Source organism: Streptomyces sp. NPDC005483 (assembly GCF_040606035.1).
GTDB lineage: Bacteria > Actinomycetota > Actinomycetes > Streptomycetales > Streptomycetaceae > Streptomyces.
On record NZ_JBEXEA010000024.1, the window covers coordinates 76115 to 97881 of the forward strand.

Consider the following 21767-nt stretch of genomic DNA (forward strand, 5'->3'; position numbering starts at 1 on the left):
CCTAACTCTGCGCGTTGGATCACATGCTCTGTGTGAACAAACCGGCCCGTACGAGTGACGCCGTCAACGCGTGATCACCCGCCGGTTCTCAGCCCGCTCTGAGCGCCATCGTCATGGCCTCCACCGCGAGCAGCGGGGCCACGTTGCGGTCGAGCGCCTCGCGGCAGGCGCCGATCGCCTCGATACGGCGGAGCGTGGTCTCCGGGGAGCTGCCGCGCGCGAGCCGCTCCAGCGCGTCCTCCGCGTCCGCGTTGGCGATCGCCACCCGGGAGCCGAGCTGGAGGGCGAGGACGTCACGGTAGAACGCGGTGAGGTCGGTCAGTGCCAGGTCGAGGCTGTCGCGCTGGGTACGGGTGCGCCGGCGCTTCTGCCGGTCCTCCAGGTCCTTCATCACGCCCGCCGTGCCGCGGGGCATGCGGCCGCCCTGGGACGCACCCATCGCCGCCTTCAGCTCCTCGGTCTCCTTGCCGTCCATCTCCTCGGCGAGCTGCTTGGCGTCGTCGGCCGCCGCGTCGACGAGTTCCTGCGCCGCTTTGAGACAGCCGCCGACGTCGTCGACGCGCAGCGGCAGCTTCAGCACGGCGGCACGGCGCTCGCGCGCGGCCGGGTCGGTGGCGAGACGGCGGGCCCGGTCGACATGGCCCTGGGTGGCACGGGCGGCGGCCATCGCGGCGGCCGGCTCGACGCCCTCCCGGCGCACGAGCATGTCGGCGACGGCCTCCACGGCGGGGGTGCTCAGGTTGAGGTGGCGACAGCGGGAGCGGATCGTCGGCAGGACGTCCTCGATGGACGGCGCGCACAGCAGCCAGACCGTGCGGGGGGCGGGCTCCTCGACGGCCTTGAGGACCGCGTTGGCCGACTTCTCGTTCAGCCGCTCGGCGTCCTCGACGAGGATGATCTGCCAGCGGCCGGTCGCCGGCGAGGTGAACGACTTCCTGACGGTGTCCCGCATGTCGTCGGCGAGGATCTGGGTGCCGACAGCGGCCACGGAGGTGACGTCGGCGTGGGTGCCGATGAGTGCCGTATGACACCCCTCGCAGAACCCGCAGCCGGGCGCTCCCCCGAGAGCCCGGTCCGGACTGACGCACTGCAGCGCGGCGGCGAAGGCCCTCGCCGCCTGGTTCCGGCCCGCACCCGGGGGACCTGTGAACAGCCAGGCGTGGGTCATCTTCGACGCCTCGGGCGGCGGTGCGCCGGTGGAGACGGCGGTGACCAGGGCATCGGCGTCCCGAGCGGCGGCGGCGAGCTGTTCACTCACCCTCTCCTGGCCGACCAGGTCGTCCCATACGGTCATGGGTCACGCCGCCCTTTCGTCATGCTTCGTGCGTTCAGTCCATTGTGGGGGCGACCACTGACAATGGGTGCGGTACGGGCCTGGCCCGGCTGCCCCCACCTAGGGGCGCGGGGAACCGCGCGACCAGCCACGACGCACCCGCACCCGCACCCGGAGAACCACCGCTACCGGCCCCGACGCCGACCCCGACCCCGGCCGTCCCCACGCTCGTCGTCGTGCGGTCCGAGCAACTCGTCGGCCAGCGAAGGCAGATCGTCCAACGGCGTCTCCTCGGCCCAGTCCGACCGAGCCCTCCGCCGCGGTGTCCCCTTCTCGTCGACCTGCGGCAACTCCCGCGTCCGCTCCTCGTCCCGGAAGTACCCCGGCGGTACCCGGCCCGCGGGCCCGTCCCCCGACACCGGCGGCAGCACGGCCGTCTCGTCGGCGGATCCCGGAGGCACGGGCAACACCGCGGTCTCGTCGGCAGAGCCCGAAGGCACGGGCGGCAGCACAGCCGTCTCATCCGCAGCCCCCTCAGGAACCGGCGGCTGCGGCAGTTCGGCCGTCACCTCGGAGTCGGCGGCACCGGAACCCCTGTCCGGCTCACCTCCGTCGTCCTCCTTGTCCATCCGGACCCGGGGCAGCACGGCCGTCTCGTCCACCGGACCGCCCGACGCGTTCGTCGGCGTCACGACAGGCGTGGGCACGGTCGCCGCGTCCAGCCCCGCCGCGGGTGTGGCGGTCTGCTGGGGCCCCGCCTCCGCCGCCGCGGCCGCGGACTCGGCGAGCCGCCGGGCCTCCTCCGCCCTCAGCAACGCCTCCTCGGCCTTGCGCTGCTTCTCCAGCCGCCGCTCCTCGGCCTCGGCGCGCAGTCGCGCCTCCTCCTCGGCCCGCTTGCGGGCGGCCTCTTCCTGGGCCTTGCGCCGAGCCTCTTCCTCCGCGCGTGCCTTCTCCTCGGCGAGGAGCCGTGCCCGCTCCTCCTCGGCCCGCCTGCGCGCTTCCTCGGCCCGCAGCCTGGCCTCCTCCGCCTGGCGTTCGGCCTCGCGACGCTGGGCCTCCTCCAGCTCGCGCCGCTTGCGCTCCTCCTCCTCGGCCTTCAAACGGGCGAGCTGCTCCTGGCGCTCCCGCTCCAGGCGCTCCTCCTCGGCCTTGCGCGCGGCCTCTTCCTCGGCCTTGCGCCGCGCCTCCTCCTCGGCCTTGCGGCGGGCCTCTTCCTGCTCCCGGATCTCCTGCTCGGACAGCGGCAGCATCTGGTCGAGACGGTGCCGTACGACGGTCGTGACGGCCTCGGGCTCCTGCCCGGCGTCCACGACCAGGTACCGGCCCGGGTCGGCGGCGGCCAGCGTGAGGAATCCGGACCGCACGCGCGCGTGGAACTCCGCGGGCTCCGACTCCAGCCGGTCCGGCGCCTCGGTGAACCGCTCGCGGGCGATCTCCGGGGACACGTCAAGGAGGACCGTCAGATGCGGCACCAGACCGTCCGTCGCCCAGCGGTTGATGCGGGCGATCTCCGTCGGGGACAGGTCACGCCCGGCGCCCTGGTACGCCACCGAGGAGTCGATGTACCGGTCGGAGATCACGACCGCGCCGCGCTCGAGCGCGGGCCTGACCACGGTGTCCACGTGCTCCGCGCGGTCCGCCGCGTACAGCAGCGCCTCCGCGCGGTGCGAGAGCCCGGCGCTCGACACGTCCAGCAGGATCGACCGCAGCCGCTTGCCCACCGGGGTCGCCCCCGGCTCGCGCGTCACCACGACCTCGTGTCCCTTGGCCCTGATCCACTCGGCGAGCGCCTCGGCCTGGGTGGACTTCCCGGCCCCGTCCCCGCCTTCCAGAGCGATGAAGAAACCGGAGGAGGCGGGCACCGTCACCGGGTCGTCGCCGCCGAGCAGCGCGTCCCGCAGGTCGTGCCGCAGGGGTACGCCGGACCGGTCGTCGACCTTGGCGAGCACCAGCGCGGCCACCGGCAGCAGCAGGGCGCCGACCAGCATCAGGGTGAAGGCGGCGCCGCCGTGCGCGAACACGAACTTGCCGTTCACCAGCCGGTGCGGTCCGATCGCCGCGGCCACCACGGGGGCGACCAGCGCGCCCAGCGCCACACCGACCCGCACGACCGCGTGCAGATGCTCGGTGGTCCGCGCCCGCCGGTATTCCTCGGTCTCCTGGTCGAGCAGGGTGTGACCGGTGTTGGCGGCCACACCCGCGCCGACACCGGCCAGCGCGTCGATCAGCAGCACGGTGGTGACGTCCGGGACGAGCCCGGCGGCCAGCAGGGCGATCCCGGTGAAGGCGATCGCCAGCGCGAGCAGCCGGCGCCGCGACAGCGAGACCAGCACCTTGGGCGCCGTACGGACACCGACCACGACACCGCCGGTCAGCGCGAGCACCATCAGCCCGTACAGCACGGGGCCGCCGCCCAGGTCCCTGGCGTGCAGCACGGCGACGGCCACGGCGGCCGCTATCGCCCCGGCGACGGCCGCGCAGGCGGGCACCAGCAGCGGGATCGCGCCGGTGCGGCCCTTGTCGACGCCGGTGCCCGTCTTGGGCCGGCGCAGCCCCTCCAGCGGTGAACGCGCGCGCGGGGTGCGGGTGTCGGGCAGCTCCAGGAAGGTCAGCACGGACAGGGACGCGGCGAACAGGCCGGCCGCGACGTACGACGCGAGGGCCGCCTGGTGCTGGCCGAACCAGTCGATGCCGGAACCCAGCAGGTTGTTGAGCAGGCCCGCGACGACGAGCACGGCGCCGGCCAGCGGGATGACCACGAAGGTCGTCCGCAGCGACAGACGGCGCAGCGCGTCCAGGTGGTCCGGCAGCGGTCGTACCGTCGCCCCCTCCGGAGGCGGAGCCGGCAGCAGCGCGGGCGCCGCGCTCTCGCGGCACACGGTCCAGAAGCGCTCGGCGACCCCGGTCACGAAGACGGTCACCAGGAGCATCGCGAGCGCGTCGTCCGGCATCCAGTCGATCCACAGCGGCGCGACGATGAGCAGCGCGAGCCGGATCCCGTCCGCGCCGACCATGGTCCAGCGGCGGTCGAGCGGCCCCTCCTGCGCGGTGAGCGCGGTCAGCGGGCCGAGCAGGACGGCGCCGAAGAGCACCGTCGCCAGGATGCGCGTACCGAAGACGGTCGCCACTGCGAACGCCCAGCCCCGGTAGCCGCCGCCGAACGAGCCCTGGGCGGTCGCCGCCTGAAGGGCCAGCAGCACCAGCACCAGAAGTGCGAGGGTGTCGCCGATCCCTCCGACGAGCTGGGCGCTCCACAGGCGTTTGAGCTGGGGCCTGCGCAGCAGGGCGCGGACGGCGCGCTCGCGGGAGTCCGCGACCAGGGCGTCGTCGGGGGCCGGGTGAAGGGCCGTTGGCTGCTCGGCACGGGTCATGCGTTCAGCCTATCGGGAGCCACCGACAGCCCGGAGGGCCCGTCCTGACGTGAGCACGTCCCGACACCAAAGTGATGCCGGGACGTTCGCATTGCGAAGCCTCAGTGGGGAACAGCGCCGGACTCAGTCCTCGGACGCCGCCTTCGAGGCCGCCGCCTTCTTCGCGGTGGCGGTGGTCTTCTTCGCCGTCGTCTTCTTCACGGCCGTCGTGGTCTTCTTCGCCGCGGTCTTCTTGGCGGCCGTCGCCTTCTTGGCCGGGGCCTTCTTGGCGGGCGCCTTCTTCGCCGTCTTCTTGGCGGGCGTCTTCGCCCGCTTCTCGGCGAGCAGTTCGAAGCCGCGCTCCGGGGTGATCTCCTCGACGCTGTCACCGGAGCGCAGGGTCGCGTTTGTCTCCCCGTCGGTCACGTACGGCCCGAAACGGCCGTCCTTGACCACGACCGGCTTCTCGCTGACCGGGTCGGTGCCCAGTTCCTTCAGCGGCGGCTTGGCGGCCGCGCGGCCACGCTGCTTGGGCTGCGCGTAGATCGCCAGCGCCTCTTCGAGGGTGATCGTGAAGAGCTGGTCCTCGGTCTGCAGCGAGCGCGAGTCCGTGCCCTTCTTCAGGTACGGGCCGTAGCGGCCGTTCTGCGCGGTGATCTCCTGGCCCTCGGCGTCGGCGCCGACCACTCGCGGCAGCGACATCAGCTTGAGGGCGTCCTCGAGCGTCACCGTGTCCAGCGACATCTCCTTGAACAGCGAGGCCGTACGCGGCTTCACGGCGTTCTTGCCGGTCTTCGGGGTGCCCTCGGGGAGCACCTCCGTGACGTACGGGCCGTAGCGGCCGGCGCGGGCGATGATCTGGTGGCCCGTCACCGGGTCGGCGCCGAGCTCGAAGTCACCGCTCGGCTTGGCGAGCAGCTCCTCCGCGAGTTCGACGGACAGCTCGTCCGGCGCCAGGTCCTCGGGCACGTCGGCCCGCTGGTGGTTCTCGGAGTCCTTCTCGCCGCGCTCGATGTACGGGCCGTAGCGGCCGACCCGGAGCACGATGTCGTTGCCCACCGGGAACGAGGAGACCTCGCGCGCGTCGATCGCGCCCAGGTCGGTCACCAGTTCCTTGAGGCCGCCGAGGTGGTCGCCGTCGCCGTTGCCCGCGTCGGCCGCGCCGCCGGTGACCGTGCCCTCACCGAAGTAGAAGCGCCTCAGCCACGGCACGGACTGCGCCTGACCGGCCGCGATGCGGTCGAGGTCGTCCTCCATGCGGGCGGTGAAGTCGTAGTCGACCAGTCGGCCGAAGTGCTTCTCCAAGAGGTTGACCACGGCGAAGGACAGGAAGGACGGCACGAGTGCCGTGCCCTTCTTGAAGACGTAGCCGCGGTCGAGGATCGTGCCGATGATCGACGCGTACGTCGACGGACGGCCGATCTCGCGCTCTTCGAGCTCCTTGACCAGGCTGGCCTCGGTGTAGCGGGCCGGGGGCTTCGTGGCGTGCCCGTCGACCGTGATCTCCTCGGCGCTCAGGGCGTCGCCCTGGGCGACCTGGGGCAGCCGGCGCTCGCGGTCGTCCAGCTCGGCGTTCGGGTCGTCGGCACCTTCGACGTAGGCCTTGAGGAAGCCGTGGAAGGTGATCGTCTTGCCGGAGGCGCTGAACTCGACGTCCCGGCCGTCGGCGGCGGTGCCACCGATCTTCACGGTCACGCTGTTGCCGGTCGCGTCCTTCATCTGGGAGGCGACGGTGCGCTTCCAGATCAGCTCGTAGAGCTTGAACTGGTCGCCGGTCAGGCCGGTCTCGGCGGGCGTGCGGAAACGATCACCCGAGGGGCGGATCGCCTCGTGCGCCTCCTGCGCGTTCTTGACCTTCCCGGCGTAGGTGCGCGGGGACGAGGGCAGGTAGTCGGCGCCGTACAACTGCGTGACCTGGGCGCGGGCCGCGGTGACGGCGGTCTCGCTGAGGGTCGTGGAGTCGGTACGCATGTAGGTGATGAAGCCGTTCTCGTACAGCTTCTGCGCCACCTGCATGGTCGCCTTCGCGCCGAAGCCGAGCTTGCGCGAGGCCTCCTGCTGGAGGGTCGTCGTACGGAACGGGGCGTACGGCGAGCGGCGGTACGGCTTGGACTCGACCGAGCGGACCGCGAACCGCGTCTGCTCCAGGGCGGCGGCCAGGGCGCGGGCGCCCGCCTCGTCGAGGTGGAGGGTGTTCGCGCTCTTGATCTGTCCCAGGGAGTCGAAGTCGCGGCCCTGCGCGACCCGCCTGCCGTCGACGGTCTGGAGGCGGGCGACCAGCGACGACGGGTCCGAGGGGTCCCCCGCGCGGCCGGTCGCGAAGGTGCCCGTCAGGTCCCAGTACTCGGCGGAGCGGAACGCGATGCGCTCGCGTTCCCGCTCCACGACGAGCCGGGTGGCGACCGACTGGACGCGGCCGGCCGACAGGCGCGGCATGACCTTCTTCCACAGGACCGGCGAGACCTCGTAGCCGTAGAGGCGGTCGAGGATGCGGCGGGTCTCCTGGGCGTCGACCAGCTTCTGGTTCAGCTCGCGCGGGTTGGCGACGGCGGCCTGGATCGCGGCCTTGGTGATCTCGTGGAAGACCATCCGCTTGACCGGGACCTTGGGCTTGAGCACCTCCTGGAGGTGCCAGGCGATGGCCTCGCCCTCGCGGTCCTCATCGGTGGCGAGGAAGAGCTCGTCGGAGTCCTTCAGCAGGTCCTTGAGCTTCTTGACCTGGGCCCGCTTGTCGGCGTTGACGACATAGATCGGCTCGAAGTCGTGCTCGACGTCCACGCCGAGGCGGCGGACCTCGCCGGTGTACTTCTCGGGCACCTCCGCGGCGCCGTTGGGGAGGTCGCGGATGTGCCCGACGCTCGCCTCGACGACGTATCCGGGGCCGAGATAGCCCTTGATCGTCTTCGCCTTGGCAGGCGACTCGACGATGACGAGTCGGCGGCCGCCCTGTGCGGTCTCGCTGGTCGGGGACAACTTCGCTCTTCTCTCCGGTCGAGGCACTGAGGTCTCCCCAGGCCATGGTTCCCGGGGTCGGGTCATGCGGACGCTGCGGAGTGTGACGGTACATCCCGCCCCCGTGTCAAACGGGAAAAGCCCGCAACGGCCACTCGAACGGTAACCCGACTACCGCCATTCCTGCCGCCCGGAGTACCCACCGGCCTTTTCGGGCTCATCCGGAGGGCGATCTCCCCATTACCGGTCCACCCACTTGCGATGACCTCCCAGGAGCCGTCCTAGAGGCGGGCGAAGCACCACGCGCCGAGGGCCAGCGTGAGGAGCGCGGCGAGGGTCGCGAGGGTCGCGGATGCGACGGGACTCACACCGTGGGCGACAGGCTCGCGATGCCGTACCCGGGCCGCGGTCCACACCAGCAGCCCTCCTCCGAACAGGGCGAACACCATCCCCGCGAAGATCGCCGGTCCGCTCTCCATGGTCTCCCGTGCCCCTTTTCTTCCGTCCGTGCGTGCGCCTCCGGTGGAGACTGGCACGCGCGGGCGGCGGGCGGACGAACCCCGGGTGAACGCCGAGCCGACACGACCGCGGACTCCCTCGGACCGGCGCCCGGCCGACCGCCGGACGGCCGCCCCGGCCGCCCGCTTCGGCCACGGATCCCGGCCGGATCCCGTCAGGTTCTCGCCCGCTTCTCACCCGGATCCCGCACTTCTGCGACCGACCCGCACCGGATTCGGCACGAAAACCGACCGGATTCAGACCGCGCCGGGCACGGGTATCCGCGCATACGATCTTGGTGAATCCACTTTCGGTCGCGCTCATTCCGGTCGGGGCATGAACAGTGCCGATCACCTGGGCGCAGTGGGTTTCCCACTGCGCACCGCCCAGGGAGGGGAGCGCATTTCCGGGGCGGCACGGCTCAACTCACGCCGGTTCCAGGAAACCCTGCTCCACCAACACCCGGATCTGCGCGGGCGTACGGTCGCGCAGCATGACCGGGTCCTCGTCCATGAGCTGGGCGATCGCGTCCAGGATGCGACCCGCGCTCAGCGAGCCGTCGCACACGCCGGCGAAGCCCGCACCGACGGTGTCCACCTTGGTGGCCCGGCGCATCCCGCGGTGCTGGCGCAGCACCACGTGCTCCGGGTCCTCCGCGCCGGGCAGCCCGACCTGCTCCTGGACGATCTCGGGCACGAGCTTGAAGTGGGCCTCCAGCAGGGCCGCGTCGTCGTGGGCGCGCAGGTAGTCGAGGCGCTCGAAGTGCGCCCGGACGGTGTCGCCGAGCGGCTGCTCGACCGGGTGCGGCCACTCCTCCACGGTGATCGAGGGCACGGCGGAGCCCGTCCTGCGCAGAGTGATCCAGCCGAAACCCACGGCCTTCACCTTGCGCGCCTCGAACTCGTCCAGCCAGGCGTCGTACAGCGCCTGGTACTCGGCCGGGTCGCCGCGGTGATCACCGGCGTCCCTCAGCCACAACTCGGCGTACTGCGTGACGTCCTGGACCTCGCGCTGCACGATCCACGCGTCGCACCCGCGCGGCACCCACGACCTGAGCCGGTCCTGCCAGTCCTCCCCCGCGACGTGCTGCCAGTTGGCGAGGAACTGCGCGAACCCGCCCTCGTTCAGCAGCGCCCCCGCCCCCTGAACGACCGAGCGGCACAGATCGTCCCCGCCCATCCCGCCGTCGCGGTACGTCAGCCGCGCACCGGGCGAGATCACGAAGGGCGGGTTCGAGACGATGAGGTCGTACGTCTCCCCCTGCTTGACGGGCCCGAACAGTGAGCCCTCCCGCAGATCGGCCGCCGGGGCGCCGGACAGGGCCAGGGTCAGCGCGGTGATGTGCAGCGCGCGCGGGTTGAGATCGGTCGCCGTCACGCGCGTGGCGTGCTGTGCGGCGTGCAGGGCCTGGATCCCGGAGCCGGTACCGAGGTCGAGGGCGGAGCCGGCGGGCGTACGGACAGTGATGCCGGCCAGGGTCGTGGAGGCACCGCCGACACCGAGGACGACGCCCTCCTCCCGGCTGCCGATGCCACCGGCGCCGCCGACGGCACAGCCCAGGTCCGACACGATGAACCAGTCCTCGCCGCCGGGGCCGCCGTAGGGCCGTACGTCCACCGTCGCGGCGACCTCGTCCGCACCGGCGCGCACCAGCCAGCCGCTCTCCAGACACGCGTCGAGGGGCAGTACGTCCGCCACGCGCGCGTGGAGCACCGGTTGCTGGAGAAGGAACAGGCGTACGAGCACCTCCAGCGGGGTGTCCCCGCGGGTCGCCCGGAGCGCCGGCACGGTCTCGCTGCGCGCGAGGGCCGCGTACGCGGGGGCGCCGAGCAGCTCCAGCAGGCCGTCGGCGGTGAAGGAGGCCCCGAGCAGGGCGTCCCGCAGCCGGGCGGTGGCATCGGGACGGCCGGGAGGGGGCGCGGCGGGCAGCGTGGGCAGACTGGAAGTACTCACGCCCCCATTGTGGCCCGCGCACGCCACGCGGCACGCGCCACCGCGCGACTCACGGCGCGGGCCCGCCTCACCGAAGCAGCACGGACGCTTGACGGCGTGGCGCCATGGGCGTCCGTGCCGGCCGGCGAGGCGCACCCGCCCGGCGCCGGCTCGCGCCGGGCACGCGGATCGTGCGGGGCCTCCGCGCGGGGCCGCGCAAACCGAGGTGATCTTCCGCTCAGCTGTCCGTCGCCGAGGCGGACGCCACCGGCGACGTCGAGGCCTGCTTGCAACCCGACTGCTCGGACAGTGCCTGCTTGGTGTCGCCCGACTCGAGGTCCTTCAGGGCGCCGAGGGCGGTCTGACGCTGCGTCTCCACCTTCTTCATCTCGGCCGAGACGTCCTTGAGACCGGTCGCGAACTTCGCCTGGTCCTTGGTGTCGAGCCCGTCCACCTGCGTCTTCATGTCGGCGTAGGACGCCGAGAGGGCCGTGAGCTGCTTGACGGCCTCCTGGAGCTTCTTCGCGCCGTCCTCGGCACCGGGAGGCGCCCCCGCGTTGCTGATGACCGTGGCACGCGCCTTGTAACCGTCGGACAGGTCCTGGAAGGCCTGGGAGTCGGCCTTCTGGAGCTCCGCCGGGGTGCTCTCGGTGTCCTCGGCCGCCTTGGTGATCGCGTCGTAGGCCGCCGTGATCTTCTTGTTCTGGGCCGGCACCAGGTCACAGACCTTCTTGGCCCAGGCGTCGAGTTCCTTGTTGTCCTCGCTGCCACCGCATCCCGTCAGTGCCAGTACCAGTACCGCACCGCTGGACAGCGCGGCCGCGAGCTTCTTTTTCACCGGATCGGTCCCTTCCGTGGCCTCTCAGCCCCCGGACCTTACACAGCACGGGCACCGCACCCGCACACCGAATGTCACATATAGGACCCTTCTCTACGCTTTTGCACCAGGCGAGAGAAGCCTCACGACCGAGCGGCGCGCACGCACAGGGCGGGCGTGCGGCGCATGAACGCGCGCCGCCCGCCCGCCCCTTGAGCTGGGACTCGTCGGAGGGCCTACGAAACCACCGCGGGATCCGCCGACTTGGCCGCCTTCTTCTCGTTGCCTTCGTCACCCACGGCGATGCCGCGCCGCTTGGAGACGTAGACCGCGCTGGCGATCACGAGGAACGCGAGAACGGCGACGAAGATCCGTACGCCGATGCTCTTGTCGTCGCCGTAACTGAACTTGATCACCGCCGGCGCGATCAGCAGCGCCACCAGGTTCATCACCTTCAGCAGCGGGTTGATCGCCGGGCCCGCGGTGTCCTTGAACGGGTCGCCGACGGTGTCGCCGATCACGGTCGCGGCGTGGGCCTCGCTGCCCTTGCCGCCGTGGTGACCGTCCTCGACGAGCTTCTTGGCGTTGTCCCAGGCACCGCCGGAGTTGGCCAGGAAGACCGCCATCAGGGTGCCCGCGCCGATCGCGCCCGCCAGGAACGAGCCGAGCGCGCCGACCCCGAGCGTGAACCCGATGAAGATCGGCGCCATCACGGCGAGCAGCCCGGGGGTGGTGAGCTCGCGCAGGGCGTCCCTGGTGCAGATGTCGACGACCTTGCCGTACTCCGGCTCCTCGCTGTAGTCCATGATCCCGGGATGCTCGCGGAACTGCCGCCGCACCTCGTACACCACGGAACCCGCCGACCGCGACACCGCGTTGATCGCCAGCCCCGAGAAGAGGAAGACCACCGCCGCGCCCGCGATGAGGCCGACGAGGTTGTTGGGCTGCGAGATGTCCATCATCAGGCTCATCGGCGCGCCGTCCCCGCTGAGCTTCTCGCCGACGTCCTGCGCGCCGGTCGTGATCGCGTCACGGTACGACCCGAAGAGCGCCGAGGCCGCGAGGACCGCGGTGGCGATGGCGATGCCCTTGGTGATGGCCTTGGTGGTGTTGCCGACGGCGTCGAGGTTGGTGAGCACCTGCGCGCCCGCGCCCTCCACGTCGCCGGACATCTCGGCGATGCCCTGCGCGTTGTCGGAGACCGGCCCGAAGGTGTCCATGGCGACAATCACACCGACCGTGGTGAGCAGGCCGGTGCCGGCCAGCGCCACCGCGAACAGCGCCAGCATGATCGAGGTGCCGCCGAGCAGGAAGGCCCCGTAGACGCCGAGGCCGATCAGCAGGGCGGTGTAGACGGCCGACTCGAGACCGATGGAGATACCGGCGAGGACGACGGTGGCGGGCCCCGTGAGCGAGCTCTTGCCGATGTCCTGGACCGGGCGGCGAGTCGTCTCGGTGAAGTAGCCGGTCAACTGCTGGATGACGGCCGCCAGCAGAATGCCGATCGCCACCGCGACGAGGGCGAGGATCCGCGGATCGCCGTCCCTGCCGCTGATCGCCGTGTCGGTGACGCCGTCGAGGTCGGAGTACTTCCCCGGCAGGTAGACGAAGGCGGCCACCGCCACCAGCACGAGCGAGATCGCCGCGGAGATGAAGAACCCGCGGTTGATCGCGGACATGCCGCTGCGGTCGGAGCGTCGTGGGGCCACCGCGAAGATGCCGACCATCGCGGTGAGCACCCCGATCGCCGGGACGAGCAGCGGGAAGGCGAGTCCGGCGTCGCCGAAGGCCGCCTTGCCGAGGATCAGCGCGGCGACCAGGGTCACGGCGTACGACTCGAAGAGGTCGGCCGCCATGCCCGCGCAGTCCCCGACGTTGTCGCCCACGTTGTCGGCGATGGTCGCGGCGTTGCGCGGGTCGTCCTCCGGGATGCCCTGCTCGACCTTGCCGACCAGGTCGGCGCCGACGTCGGCGGCCTTGGTGAAGATGCCGCCGCCGACCCTCATGAACATCGCGATGAGCGCCGCGCCGAGACCGAAACCCTCCAGGACCTTCGGCGCGTCGGCCGCGTACACCAGCACCACACAGGAGGCTCCCAGCAGGCCGAGCCCCACCGTGAACATGCCGACGACGCCGCCCGTGCGGAAAGCGATCTTCATGGCTTTGTGCGAGACGGCGGTGAGATCCTTTTCCGGCTCGCCTGCCGCCGGAGTGGCCTCTCGTGCCGCCGCGGCGACACGCACATTGCTGCGCACGGCGAGCCACATGCCGATGTAGCCGGTGGTCGCCGAGAACGCCGCGCCGATCAAGAAGAACATGGATCGGCCTGCGCGCTGATTCCAGTCGTCCGCGGGCAGCAGCATGAGCAGGAAGAACACGACGACGGCGAATACGCCGAGCGTGCGCAACTGGCGTGCGAGATAGGCGTTCGCGCCTTCCTGGACCGCCGCCGCGATCTTTTTCATGCTGTCGGTGCCCTCGCCGGCCGCGAGCACCTGGCGCACCAGGACTCCCGCCACCACGAGCGCCGCCAGTGCGACCACCGCGATGACCGCGATCAGTACCCGGTTGTCGTCGGTGAGCACCGCGGCCGCGAGGGTTGTTGTGGGCTGGTCCAACTGATCAGGGGTAGAAAGCCCCGCCATTCGTCCTCCTTGACGCTTGGGCTGAGCTCAAGATGTGGACGGATTGTAGGTACCACGCGCCGATCAAAACAGGGCGCGGTAAACGGAATTCGCCTTTTACAGAACCTGAATGCAGTAATGCCCTGAAGGCATTCTTGACCAATATCTTGATCGTGAACCAATTCACGAAACGCATCGCACCAGACCACTGTAGGCACAGAAAGCCCACGCCGACATGCGGAAGGGCCCCACCAGGGTGGTGGGGCCCTTCCGCATGTCGAACTGAAATCTGATACGAACCGGGGAGGAAATCAGGAGAGCACTGCGGCCGGCGGCGTGGTCGGCCAGGTCATACGGATCTGTCCGCCATGCTCCCCTGCGGTGACCTCGACGTCGTCGACGAGGCCGCTGATGACCGCGAGGCCCATCTCGTCCTCCTCGGTCTCCGGGTCGGGCTCCTCGCCCAGTGCGCCCGACGCCCGGTCGCCCGGGGCCGAACGCGGTGCCTCGTCGCCGACCTCGATGGAGAACTGCTTCTCCTCCTCGATCAGCAGCACCTTGACCGGCGCGGTGATGCCGCCGCTCTGGTGCAGTCCGACGGCACGGGTGCAGGCCTCGCCGACGGCGAGCCTGACCTCGTCGAGGACAGCCTCGTCCACTCCGGACCTGCGCGCCACCGCTGCCGCCACCAGTCGGGCGGTCCTGACGTGCTCGGGCAGCGCGCTGAAACGGAGTTCAACGGTGGCCATGCGTCCCCCTCGGAACTACGGGCGTGCTGTCGGGGGACCGGGCCGCCGAAAGCCCGGACCCCTTCTTTTGCTTCTGTCGACGTCCTTCTGCCGATCCGGGCACGGGCCCGGGACGGGTCAGTCGGTCGCCGCCACCGCTTCCTCGACCGAGGTGTGGATCGGGAACACCTTGGTGAGGCCGGTGATTCGGAAGATCTTGAGAATGCGCTCCTGGTTGCAGACCAGGCGCAGCGAGCCCTCATGGGCACGCACCCGCTTGAGTCCGCCGACCAGTACGCCGAGCCCGGTGGAGTCGAGGAAGTCCACGCCCTCCATGTCGACGACAAGGTGGAAACTGCCGTCGTTCACCAGCTCGACCAGCTGCTCGCGCAGCTTGGGCGCGGTATATACGTCGATTTCGCCACCGACCCTGACGATCGTGCGATCGCCGACGGTCTCGGTCGACAGGGACAGGTCCACGGATCCTCCAGCACCTTGCTATCGAGCGGTCGCCCCTCGGGACACCTCGGCAGAGCCCCCGGGACGGTTCGCCAGCCGCGATGGCATTCAATCACTTACCGGCAGGCGTGCACGACGCCTTGGTCCCATTGTCCGTCACGCCAGTGACACACTCGGTGCCGATGGCCAAGAATCTCCGATCCGATCGACCCTCGACGGACGCCGGTCCCCGCCCCACGCCGAGCACGGTCCTGGACCGGCTCGCCGCCGGGACGAACCGGGCTGCGCGCATCACTCATACGGAGCACTTGCCCCCGCGTGCGGGTCGCCATGCCGTCTGGCCCGACCGGATCCGCTCCGAGGTCATCGCGGCCGTCCAGGCCTGCGGCATCGAGCACCCCTGGGCCCACCAGGCACGCGCGGCCGAACACGCCCTGGACGGCGAGTCGGTCGTCGTCGCCACCGGCACCGCCTCCGGCAAGTCCCTGGCGTACCTCGTGCCGGTCCTCTCCACGCTCCTGGACGGCTCCGAGGCCCCGAACGGCCGCGGCGCCACCACGCTCTACCTGTCCCCCACGAAAGCCCTGGCGGCGGACCAGTGCCGTTCGGTGAAGGAACTTTCACAACCGCTGGCCAATTCCGTACGACCCGCGGTCTACGACGGCGACACGCCGTTCGAGGAACGCGAGTGGATCCGCCAGTACGCCAACTACGTGCTGACCAACCCGGACATGCTGCACCGCGGGATACTCCCCTCCCACTCCCGCTGGTCCTCCTTCCTGAAGGCGCTCAAGTACGTCGTCATCGACGAGTGCCACACCTACCGGGGCGTGTTCGGCTCCCATGTCGCCCAGGTGCTGCGCCGTCTGCGCCGCCTCTGCGCCCGCTACGGCGCCTCCCCGGTCTTCCTGCTGGCCTCCGCGACCGCCGCCGAGCCGTCGGTCGCCGCCCGCCGCCTCACCGGCCTCCCGGTGGTCGAGGTCGCCGACGACGCCTCACCGCGCGGCGAACTGGTGTTTGCCCTCTGGGAGCCCCCGCTCACCGAGCTGCAGGGCGAGAAGGGCGCCCCGGTCCGCCGCACCGCCACGGCGGAGACGGCGGACCTCCTCACCGATCTCGCCGTGCAGGGCGTGCGCTCGGTCGCCTTCGTGCGCTCCCGGCGCGGCGCCGAGCTGATCTCCGTGATCGCCCAGGAACGGCTGGCCGAGGTCGACCGCTCCCTGGCCCGCCGCGTGGCCGCCTACCGCGGCGGCTACCTCCCGGAGGAGCGCCGCGCCCTGGAACAGGCTCTCCACTCGGGAGAACTGCTGGGCCTGGCCGCCACCACCGCCCTGGAACTCGGCATCGACGTCTCGGGCCTGGACGCCGTGCTGATCTCCGGCTACCCCGGCACGCGCGCGTCCCTGTGGCAGCAGGCCGGCCGGGCCGGGCGGGCCGGCCAGGGCGCCCTGGCGGTCCTGGTGGCCCGCGACGACCCCCTGGACACCTTCCTCGTCCACCACCCCGAAGCCCTGTTCGACCAGCCGGTGGAGTCCACCGTCCTCGACCCCGACAACCCGTACGTCCTCGCCCCGCACCTGTGCGCGGCCGCGGCGGAACTGCCGTTGACGGACGAGGACATGGAGTTGTTCGGGCCGGAGACCGAGAGCCTGCTGGGACAGCTGGAGTCCGCGAAACTCCTGCGCCGCCGCACCAAGGCCTGGCACTGGACCCGCCGCGAGCGGGCCGCCGACCTCACCGACATCCGCGGGGAGGGCGGCCAGCCCATCCAGATCGTCGAGTCGGGCACGGGCCGCCTCCTCGGCACGGTCGACGCGGGCTCCGCCCACACCGCCGTCCACGAGGGCGCGGTCCACCTCCACCAGGGCCGCACCTATCTCGTCCGCTCCCTGGACCTGGAGGACTCGGTCGCCCTGGTCGAGGAGGCAAACCCCTCCTACTCGACGGTCGCCCGCGACACGACGGCCATCTCCGTCCTGGAGACGGACACCGAGATCCCCTGGGGCGACGGACGCCTGTGCTACGGCTCCGTCGAGGTCACCAACCAGGTCGTCTCCTTCCTCCGCAGACGCCTCATCACCGGTGAAGTCCTGGGCGAGACGAAACTCGACCTCCCTCCTCGTACGCTCCGCACCCGCGCGGTGTGGTGGACGGTCACCGAGGACCAGCTCGATGAAGCCCGGATCAACCCGGAGATCCTCGGCGGCGCCCTGCACGCCGCCGAACACGCCTCGATCGGCCTGCTGCCCCTGTTCGCGACCTGCGACCGCTGGGACATCGGCGGCGTGTCGATCCCGCTGCACCCCGACACGCTGCTCCCCACGGTCTTCGTCTACGACGGCCACCCGGGCGGGGCGGGCTTCGCGGAGCGCGCCTTCCACACCGCCCGCGCCTGGCTCACCGCCACCCGTCAGGCCATCGCCTCCTGCGAGTGCGACGCCGGCTGCCCGTCCTGCATCCAGTCCCCCAAGTGCGGCAACGGCAACGACCCGCTGCACAAGAGGGGGGCGGTGCGGCTCCTCACAGTGCTGTTGCGGGGGGCGCCGGAGGAGGGGCTCCCCGGGGGGCCGGAAGAGGGACATCCTGGGGCGCCGCAGGACGGGCTCCCCGGACTCCGGGAAGCCGGAGTCCAGGAGCGGCCGGATCTCCAGCAGGCACCGGAACCCGGGCCCTGGAAGGCAGCGGCACAGAGCCGTCGAGGGCCGACGGAAGAGGACCCTCCGACGGAACCGGCCCCGCAGGCCCCGCCCGCGCCCTGATCTCCGCCGTGAACGGCCCCCGCCCGGAGGCAGCCGTCACGTCGGAGATCTCGCCGACCATCACGCACCGCACCAGCCGCGCACCCTGGTCCCGCGCCACCTCCTCCGCCCGGGCGCAGGCCACCGCGGACCCGTCGGCCCAGTGGTCCGCCGCCGCGAGCGCCGCGAGATCCGCGCCACCGGCCGCCCGATGCCGTACGACGACGGCCTGCCCGAGGGCCAGCACGGCCCCGAACACCACGCACAGCACCGCGATGGCACCGACACTCCAGACGGTGGCGGAACCCCGGTCCGAACGTTCGGCGGTGAGATGGGAGCCGGCGAACCAGGCGGCAGCACGACGGACGCCGGCGAACCACTCACCGCCGGCGCGGGCCACCACAAACCGCCCCGCCTTCGCCCACCGCACCGCGCCGAACCGGACATCGGCGCTCCGCTCGCCCGGGTGGCGGGGCCGCCGGAGCCGAGGACGAACGGGACACCGGCGGGCGGACCGACCGACCACTGATCGCACGGCGGCGACCCGCGCTCCGAAGCCCCGCCCCTCAGCCCCCTTCATCCCGCTTCCCCCACCGTCGCCTCCACCAGAGCCACGGCCTCCTCGCGCACCTCGAAGGGCAGGCCGTGCAGCGCGGGCGGCTTCGCCACGACCACGACCCGGACCCGGTCGCCCTCCCGGGCGACCGTCACCTCCGCGTCGCGCGGTGCCGTGTCCCGAGCCACCCGGACGACCGCCTCGTCGGAGTCCTCGCGGGCCGCCGCGCGGGCGCCCGTCCTGGCCGCGTCCACACACTGGATCTGCGCGGCCACCACGAGCAGCCCCCACACCAGTGCCATCGCGAACATCACCAGCACGGGCAGCACCATGGCCGACTCCGCCGTCACGAACCCCTGGTCCGCCGCCCGTTCACGCCTTCGCATCGAGGGCCCGTTTCACGATGGCCTGGAGTTCCGCGCTGACGGCTCCGCTGGTCACCACCTTGTAGAGCACCACCGCGAACGCCACCGCCGCGACGATCCCCATCGCGTACTCGGAGGTGACCATTCCCTCGTCGCCGTGCATCGACCGCACCCGGCACACCGTCCTGCACACCAGGGCACGCATCCGCGCCCGTACCGTCTTGTACATCTCAACCCCCGTAAGGATCAGTCCTGTTGATCGCTGTCTGGCTGCTCGTTGAACCTGTTCGTGTGTCGCCTCGTCCGCCTCCGCGTACACCGGCTCACCCACCGCCGGCCCTCATCGCCCACCCCCTCCCAGCACCCCTCCCGCGAGCCCGACCACGATCGGCAGCACGCCGATGGCGATGAACGCGGGCAGGAAACACAGCCCCACCGGAGCGGTGACCAGCACGGCGGCCTTCCGGGCCCGTGCCGTCGCGGCCCGCCCCCAGTCGGCGCGGGCGTCCGCCGCGAGCCCGGCGACGGGTCCGGCCGCGGGCAGGCCGGTCACATCGGCGCGTTCCAGCAGCCGGGCCAGCGCACCGGCGCCCGGTGTCGAGGCGAGCCCTCGCCAGGCCTCACCCGGTTCGCCGCCGAGCCGTACCTCCGCCGCCCCGCGTGCGAGTCCCACTCCCACGGGGCCGCCCAGCGCCTCACCCACGGCCTGCGCGGCGATCACGGGACCGGCGCCCGCCGCGATACAGGCGGCCAGCAGGTCGGCGGCGAGCGGTAGTTGCCGAGCCGCCTCGCGCGCGGCGGCCTCCCCGGCGCCCACGCCGGCCGTCTCGCGCAGCCGCCACCGCCACAAGCCCGCCGCGACGGCGAGGCCGACCACGGCGCCGACGACTCCGCCGACCAGCACCCACCCGGCGCATCCGACGCCGAGCACGGGCAGCCACCGGCGCGCGAACTCCCGCCCCTCGAACCGCGGGCCCTCGGTCGTGGCCTCCGCGGCGGCGAGCAGCTCTCCGAGCCGCCGCCGCAGTATCCGCTCACGCCGCGCCGTCGCGGCCCACCGAGCGAGCCAGGTGACCAGCAGCGCGATCCCCAAAACCGCCCCCAGCCTGTGGACAACTTCCGCGCTCATGCCGCCTCGGCTCCCCGTACGATCCGCGTCGCCCACCACATCCCGACGCCCTCCAGCAGGCCGCCGACCAGCAGGCAGCCCAGCCCGGTACCGGTGTGCAGAAGGACGTGCAGGGGGTCGGCGCCGAGGGCGGCACCGAGGCCCAGTCCGAGCACGGGCAACGCGGCGAGCATCCACGCCGTGGACCGAGCTCCCGCCAACTGGGCTCGCAGATCAGCCCGTTGGTCCCGCTCGGCCCGTAGAGCCCCTTCGAGCCGATCGAGCCCGGCCGCGAGCCCCGCGCCCTGATCCACGGCCACCCGCCAGCACGCGGCAAGCCCCAGCAGCCCCTCGGCACCGGGTCGCCGGGCCGCCGCCGCGAGCGCCGTCGGAACATTCCCACCGAACCGGGCCGCCGCCAGCACAGTGGCCTGCGTCTCCCCGAGCCCACCGAACTCCGGCGCCCCCGGACCGTGTCCACCCGAGCCGGCCCCAACGTCTCCGGCCCCCTCGAAGTCCCGCACAGCCCGCACCAGCGCCTCCCCGGGCTGCCGCCCCGCGCGCACCTCTCCAGCGACCACCGCGCACAACGCGATCACCGCGTCCGCCCGCCGCTCACGCACCCGACGCTCCTCCCGGGCCAGCCGCACCCGCCGCAGCAACGGCACCCCGGCCGCCCCCGCGACGACCGGCAGCACCGAGGCCCCCAGTACGGCGAGCACCAGCCCGGCGGCCGCCGCCCACCACTCGAAGCCCAGCCGCCCGCGAACCCGCCGCAGCTCCCCCATCAGTCGCCGCCACGGCGGAGGCCCCGCTCCCACCACCCCACCGCCGGCCAGCAGCAGCTGCGCCCGCCGCATCCCGGAACGCCGTCCGCCCCACAGCCACACGGCCGCCCCGAGGCACCCCACGGCCACTCCCGTCGACCCCACCGACATCTCCCCCATCCCGATCTCCACGTCTCTCACTGTCCGAGCCCTCTCGTCGCCGTCACGTCTGGCCTGCCGCTTCGCCGAGTCGTCCGGCCTTCCCCGGCCCCCGCATCGCCTCCCCGAGCAGCCCCCGCAGCCGCTCCCACCCCCGCTCGTACGCGAAGGCCTCCGCTCCCCACCGCAGCGCCGGCACCGTCCGCACCAGCCCTGTGGAATCCCGTTCCAGCACCCGCACCTCGGCGATCCGCCGCCGCCCGGCCCGGTCGCGCACGAGATGCAGCACGACCGACAGCGCGGCCGCCAACTGGCTGTGCAGCGCCGCCCGGTCGAGTCCGGCGGCCGTACCCAGCGCCTCCAGACGGGCCGGTACGTCGGCCGCCGCGTTGGCGTGGACGGTCCCGCAGCCGCCTTCATGACCCGTGTTCAACGCGGCCAGCAGATGCACCACTTCGGGCCCACGCACCTCACCCACGACGAGCCGGTCCGGCCGCATCCGCAGTGCCTGTCGCACCAGGTCCTCGAGCGTGACGAGCCCGGCGCCCTCCTGGTTGGCGGGTCTCGTCTCCAGCCGGACGACGTGCGGATGGTCCGGCCTGAGCTCCGCCGAGTCCTCCGCGAGCACGATCCGCTCACCCGGTCCGACGAGTCCCAGCAGCGCGCTCAGCAGGGTCGTCTTCCCGGTGCCCGTCCCGCCGCTGATGAGGAAGGACAGCCGCGCGTCGAGCAGCGCCCGCAGCACCCGGTCCCCGCCCGGCGGGACCGTGCCGGCCGCGACCAGTTCGTCCAGCTTGAACGCGCGGGGCCGTACGACCCGCAACGACAGACAGGCACAGCCGACGGCGACCGGAGGGAGCACCGCGTGCAGCCGCGTCCCGTCCGGCAGCCGGGCGTCGACCCAGGGCCGGGCGTCGTCGAGGCGCCGCCCCGCGACCGCGGCAAGCCGCTGCGCGAGCCGTCGTACGGCGGCCGCGTCGGGGAAGGAGACGGCGGTCAGTTCGAGTCCGCCGCCCCGGTCCACCCAGACCCGGTCCGGCGCCGACACGAGGACGTCCGTCACCGACGGGTCGGCGAGCAGCGGCTCCAGGGGCCCACTGCCGACCAGCTCGGACCGCAGCAACTCGGCCGCGCCCAGCACTTCGGTGTCCCCGAGGACCCGCCCCTGCTCGCGCAGCGCCTGTGCCACCCGCGCGGGCGTCGGTTCGGCCCCGCTCTCGGCCAGCCACTGCCGTACGCCGGCCAGCAGCCCGGGGGCCATGTCCGCACCGGCTGCCGAGGACGCCGTGGACACACCCGCCGGGGCTGCCCGCAGCCGCCCGGCAGTGCCGAGCGGTGCCTCACCCGACCGCCGTCGCTCGACGAGGCCCGCCACCGGATCACCTGTCCGCCGCGCCTTGGCGGAACCGCCCTTCGCGCCGTCCACCCCGTGGAACCCTGA

Annotated in this window: 16 protein-coding genes and 1 pseudogene; 2 read left to right on the forward strand and 15 right to left on the reverse strand. The window is 72.2% G+C overall.

The genetic code is table 11. From position 1 onward, the window contains the following. Window positions 1–88: 88 nt before the first annotated feature. From ABZT06_RS35665 to bldG, 9 genes are all read right to left on the reverse strand, one after another. Window positions 89–1294, reverse strand: a complete 1206-nt coding sequence (locus ABZT06_RS35665; protein WP_355750712.1) for a DNA polymerase III subunit delta' — start codon at window positions 1292–1294, stop codon at window positions 89–91. 164 nt (window positions 1295–1458) lie between these two features. Continuing rightward, window positions 1459–4644, reverse strand: coding sequence for a dTMP kinase (gene tmk, locus ABZT06_RS35670; protein ID WP_355750714.1), 3186 nt, complete (start codon window positions 4642–4644; stop codon window positions 1459–1461). Between the two features lie 123 nt (window positions 4645–4767). Next, window positions 4768–7596, reverse strand: coding sequence for a type I DNA topoisomerase (gene topA, locus ABZT06_RS35675; RefSeq protein WP_355750718.1), 2829 nt, complete (start codon window positions 7594–7596; stop codon window positions 4768–4770). A gap of 260 nt (window positions 7597–7856) precedes the next feature. Next, window positions 7857–8054: a hypothetical protein gene (locus ABZT06_RS35680; protein ID WP_355750721.1), complete on the reverse strand. Its 198-nt coding sequence runs from the start codon at window positions 8052–8054 to the stop codon at window positions 7857–7859. 445 nt (window positions 8055–8499) lie between these two features. Further along, the gene (locus ABZT06_RS35685; RefSeq protein WP_355750723.1) at window positions 8500–10026 is read right to left on the reverse strand and encodes a methyltransferase; all 1527 of its coding nucleotides are present in this window, start codon (window positions 10024–10026) and stop codon (window positions 8500–8502) included. Window positions 10027–10243: 217 nt separating this feature from the next. Continuing rightward, the gene (locus ABZT06_RS35690; protein WP_355750726.1) at window positions 10244–10843 is read right to left on the reverse strand and encodes a small secreted protein; all 600 of its coding nucleotides are present in this window, start codon (window positions 10841–10843) and stop codon (window positions 10244–10246) included. Window positions 10844–11058: 215 nt separating this feature from the next. Then, window positions 11059–13467 carry a sodium-translocating pyrophosphatase gene (locus ABZT06_RS35695; protein WP_355750729.1) on the reverse strand — a complete coding sequence of 803 codons (2409 nt, stop codon included), beginning with the start codon at window positions 13465–13467 and terminating at the stop codon, window positions 11059–11061. 290 nt (window positions 13468–13757) lie between these two features. Continuing rightward, on the reverse strand, window positions 13758–14195 hold the full coding sequence (locus ABZT06_RS35700) for an ATP-binding protein (RefSeq protein ID WP_355750732.1): 438 nt from the start codon (window positions 14193–14195) through the stop codon (window positions 13758–13760). A gap of 117 nt (window positions 14196–14312) precedes the next feature. Continuing rightward, window positions 14313–14654 (reverse strand): anti-sigma factor antagonist BldG, encoded by a 342-nt coding sequence (gene bldG, locus ABZT06_RS35705; protein WP_006132569.1) that lies wholly within the window; start codon window positions 14652–14654, stop codon window positions 14313–14315. Window positions 14655–14734: 80 nt separating this feature from the next. On the opposite strand from bldG, the gene ABZT06_RS35710 reads away from it, so the two are divergent. Continuing rightward, entirely contained in the window at window positions 14735–17392 is a 2658-nt protein-coding gene (locus ABZT06_RS35710; RefSeq protein WP_355750736.1) for a DEAD/DEAH box helicase, read from the forward strand. On the opposite strand, the pseudogene ABZT06_RS35715 reads toward ABZT06_RS35710, so the two are convergent. Further along, window positions 17358–17648: pseudogene (locus tag ABZT06_RS35715) on the reverse strand (Rv3654c family TadE-like protein); the annotation flags it as partial. The gene ABZT06_RS35710 and the pseudogene ABZT06_RS35715 sit on opposite strands and share 35 nt — an antisense overlap. On the opposite strand from ABZT06_RS35715, the gene ABZT06_RS35720 reads away from it, so the two are divergent. Next, the gene (locus ABZT06_RS35720) at window positions 17535–17900 is read left to right on the forward strand and encodes a hypothetical protein (RefSeq protein ID WP_355750831.1); all 366 of its coding nucleotides are present in this window, start codon (window positions 17535–17537) and stop codon (window positions 17898–17900) included. The pseudogene ABZT06_RS35715 and the gene ABZT06_RS35720 sit on opposite strands and share 114 nt — an antisense overlap. 47 nt (window positions 17901–17947) lie before the next feature. On the opposite strand, the gene ABZT06_RS35725 is transcribed toward ABZT06_RS35720, so the two are convergent. From ABZT06_RS35725 to ABZT06_RS35745, 5 genes are all read right to left on the reverse strand, one after another. Then, window positions 17948–18313: a TadE family type IV pilus minor pilin gene (locus tag ABZT06_RS35725; protein ID WP_355750739.1), complete on the reverse strand. Its 366-nt coding sequence runs from the start codon at window positions 18311–18313 to the stop codon at window positions 17948–17950. Continuing rightward, the gene (locus ABZT06_RS35730) at window positions 18300–18521 is read right to left on the reverse strand and encodes a DUF4244 domain-containing protein (protein ID WP_355750742.1); all 222 of its coding nucleotides are present in this window, start codon (window positions 18519–18521) and stop codon (window positions 18300–18302) included. Before ABZT06_RS35730 ends, ABZT06_RS35725 begins: the two co-directional genes overlap by 14 nt. Window positions 18522–18632: 111 nt before the next feature. Continuing rightward, window positions 18633–19421: a type II secretion system F family protein gene (locus ABZT06_RS35735; RefSeq protein WP_355750745.1), complete on the reverse strand. Its 789-nt coding sequence runs from the start codon at window positions 19419–19421 to the stop codon at window positions 18633–18635. Continuing rightward, complete coding sequence (locus ABZT06_RS35740; RefSeq protein WP_355750826.1) at window positions 19418–20347, reverse strand: type II secretion system F family protein; 930 nt, start codon at window positions 20345–20347, stop codon at window positions 19418–19420. The genes ABZT06_RS35735 and ABZT06_RS35740 overlap by 4 nt, the downstream gene beginning before the upstream one ends. Before the next feature lie 43 nt (window positions 20348–20390). After that, window positions 20391–21587 (reverse strand): TadA family conjugal transfer-associated ATPase, encoded by a 1197-nt coding sequence (locus ABZT06_RS35745; RefSeq protein WP_355750829.1) that lies wholly within the window; start codon window positions 21585–21587, stop codon window positions 20391–20393. Between the last annotated feature and the right edge of the window lie 180 nt (window positions 21588–21767).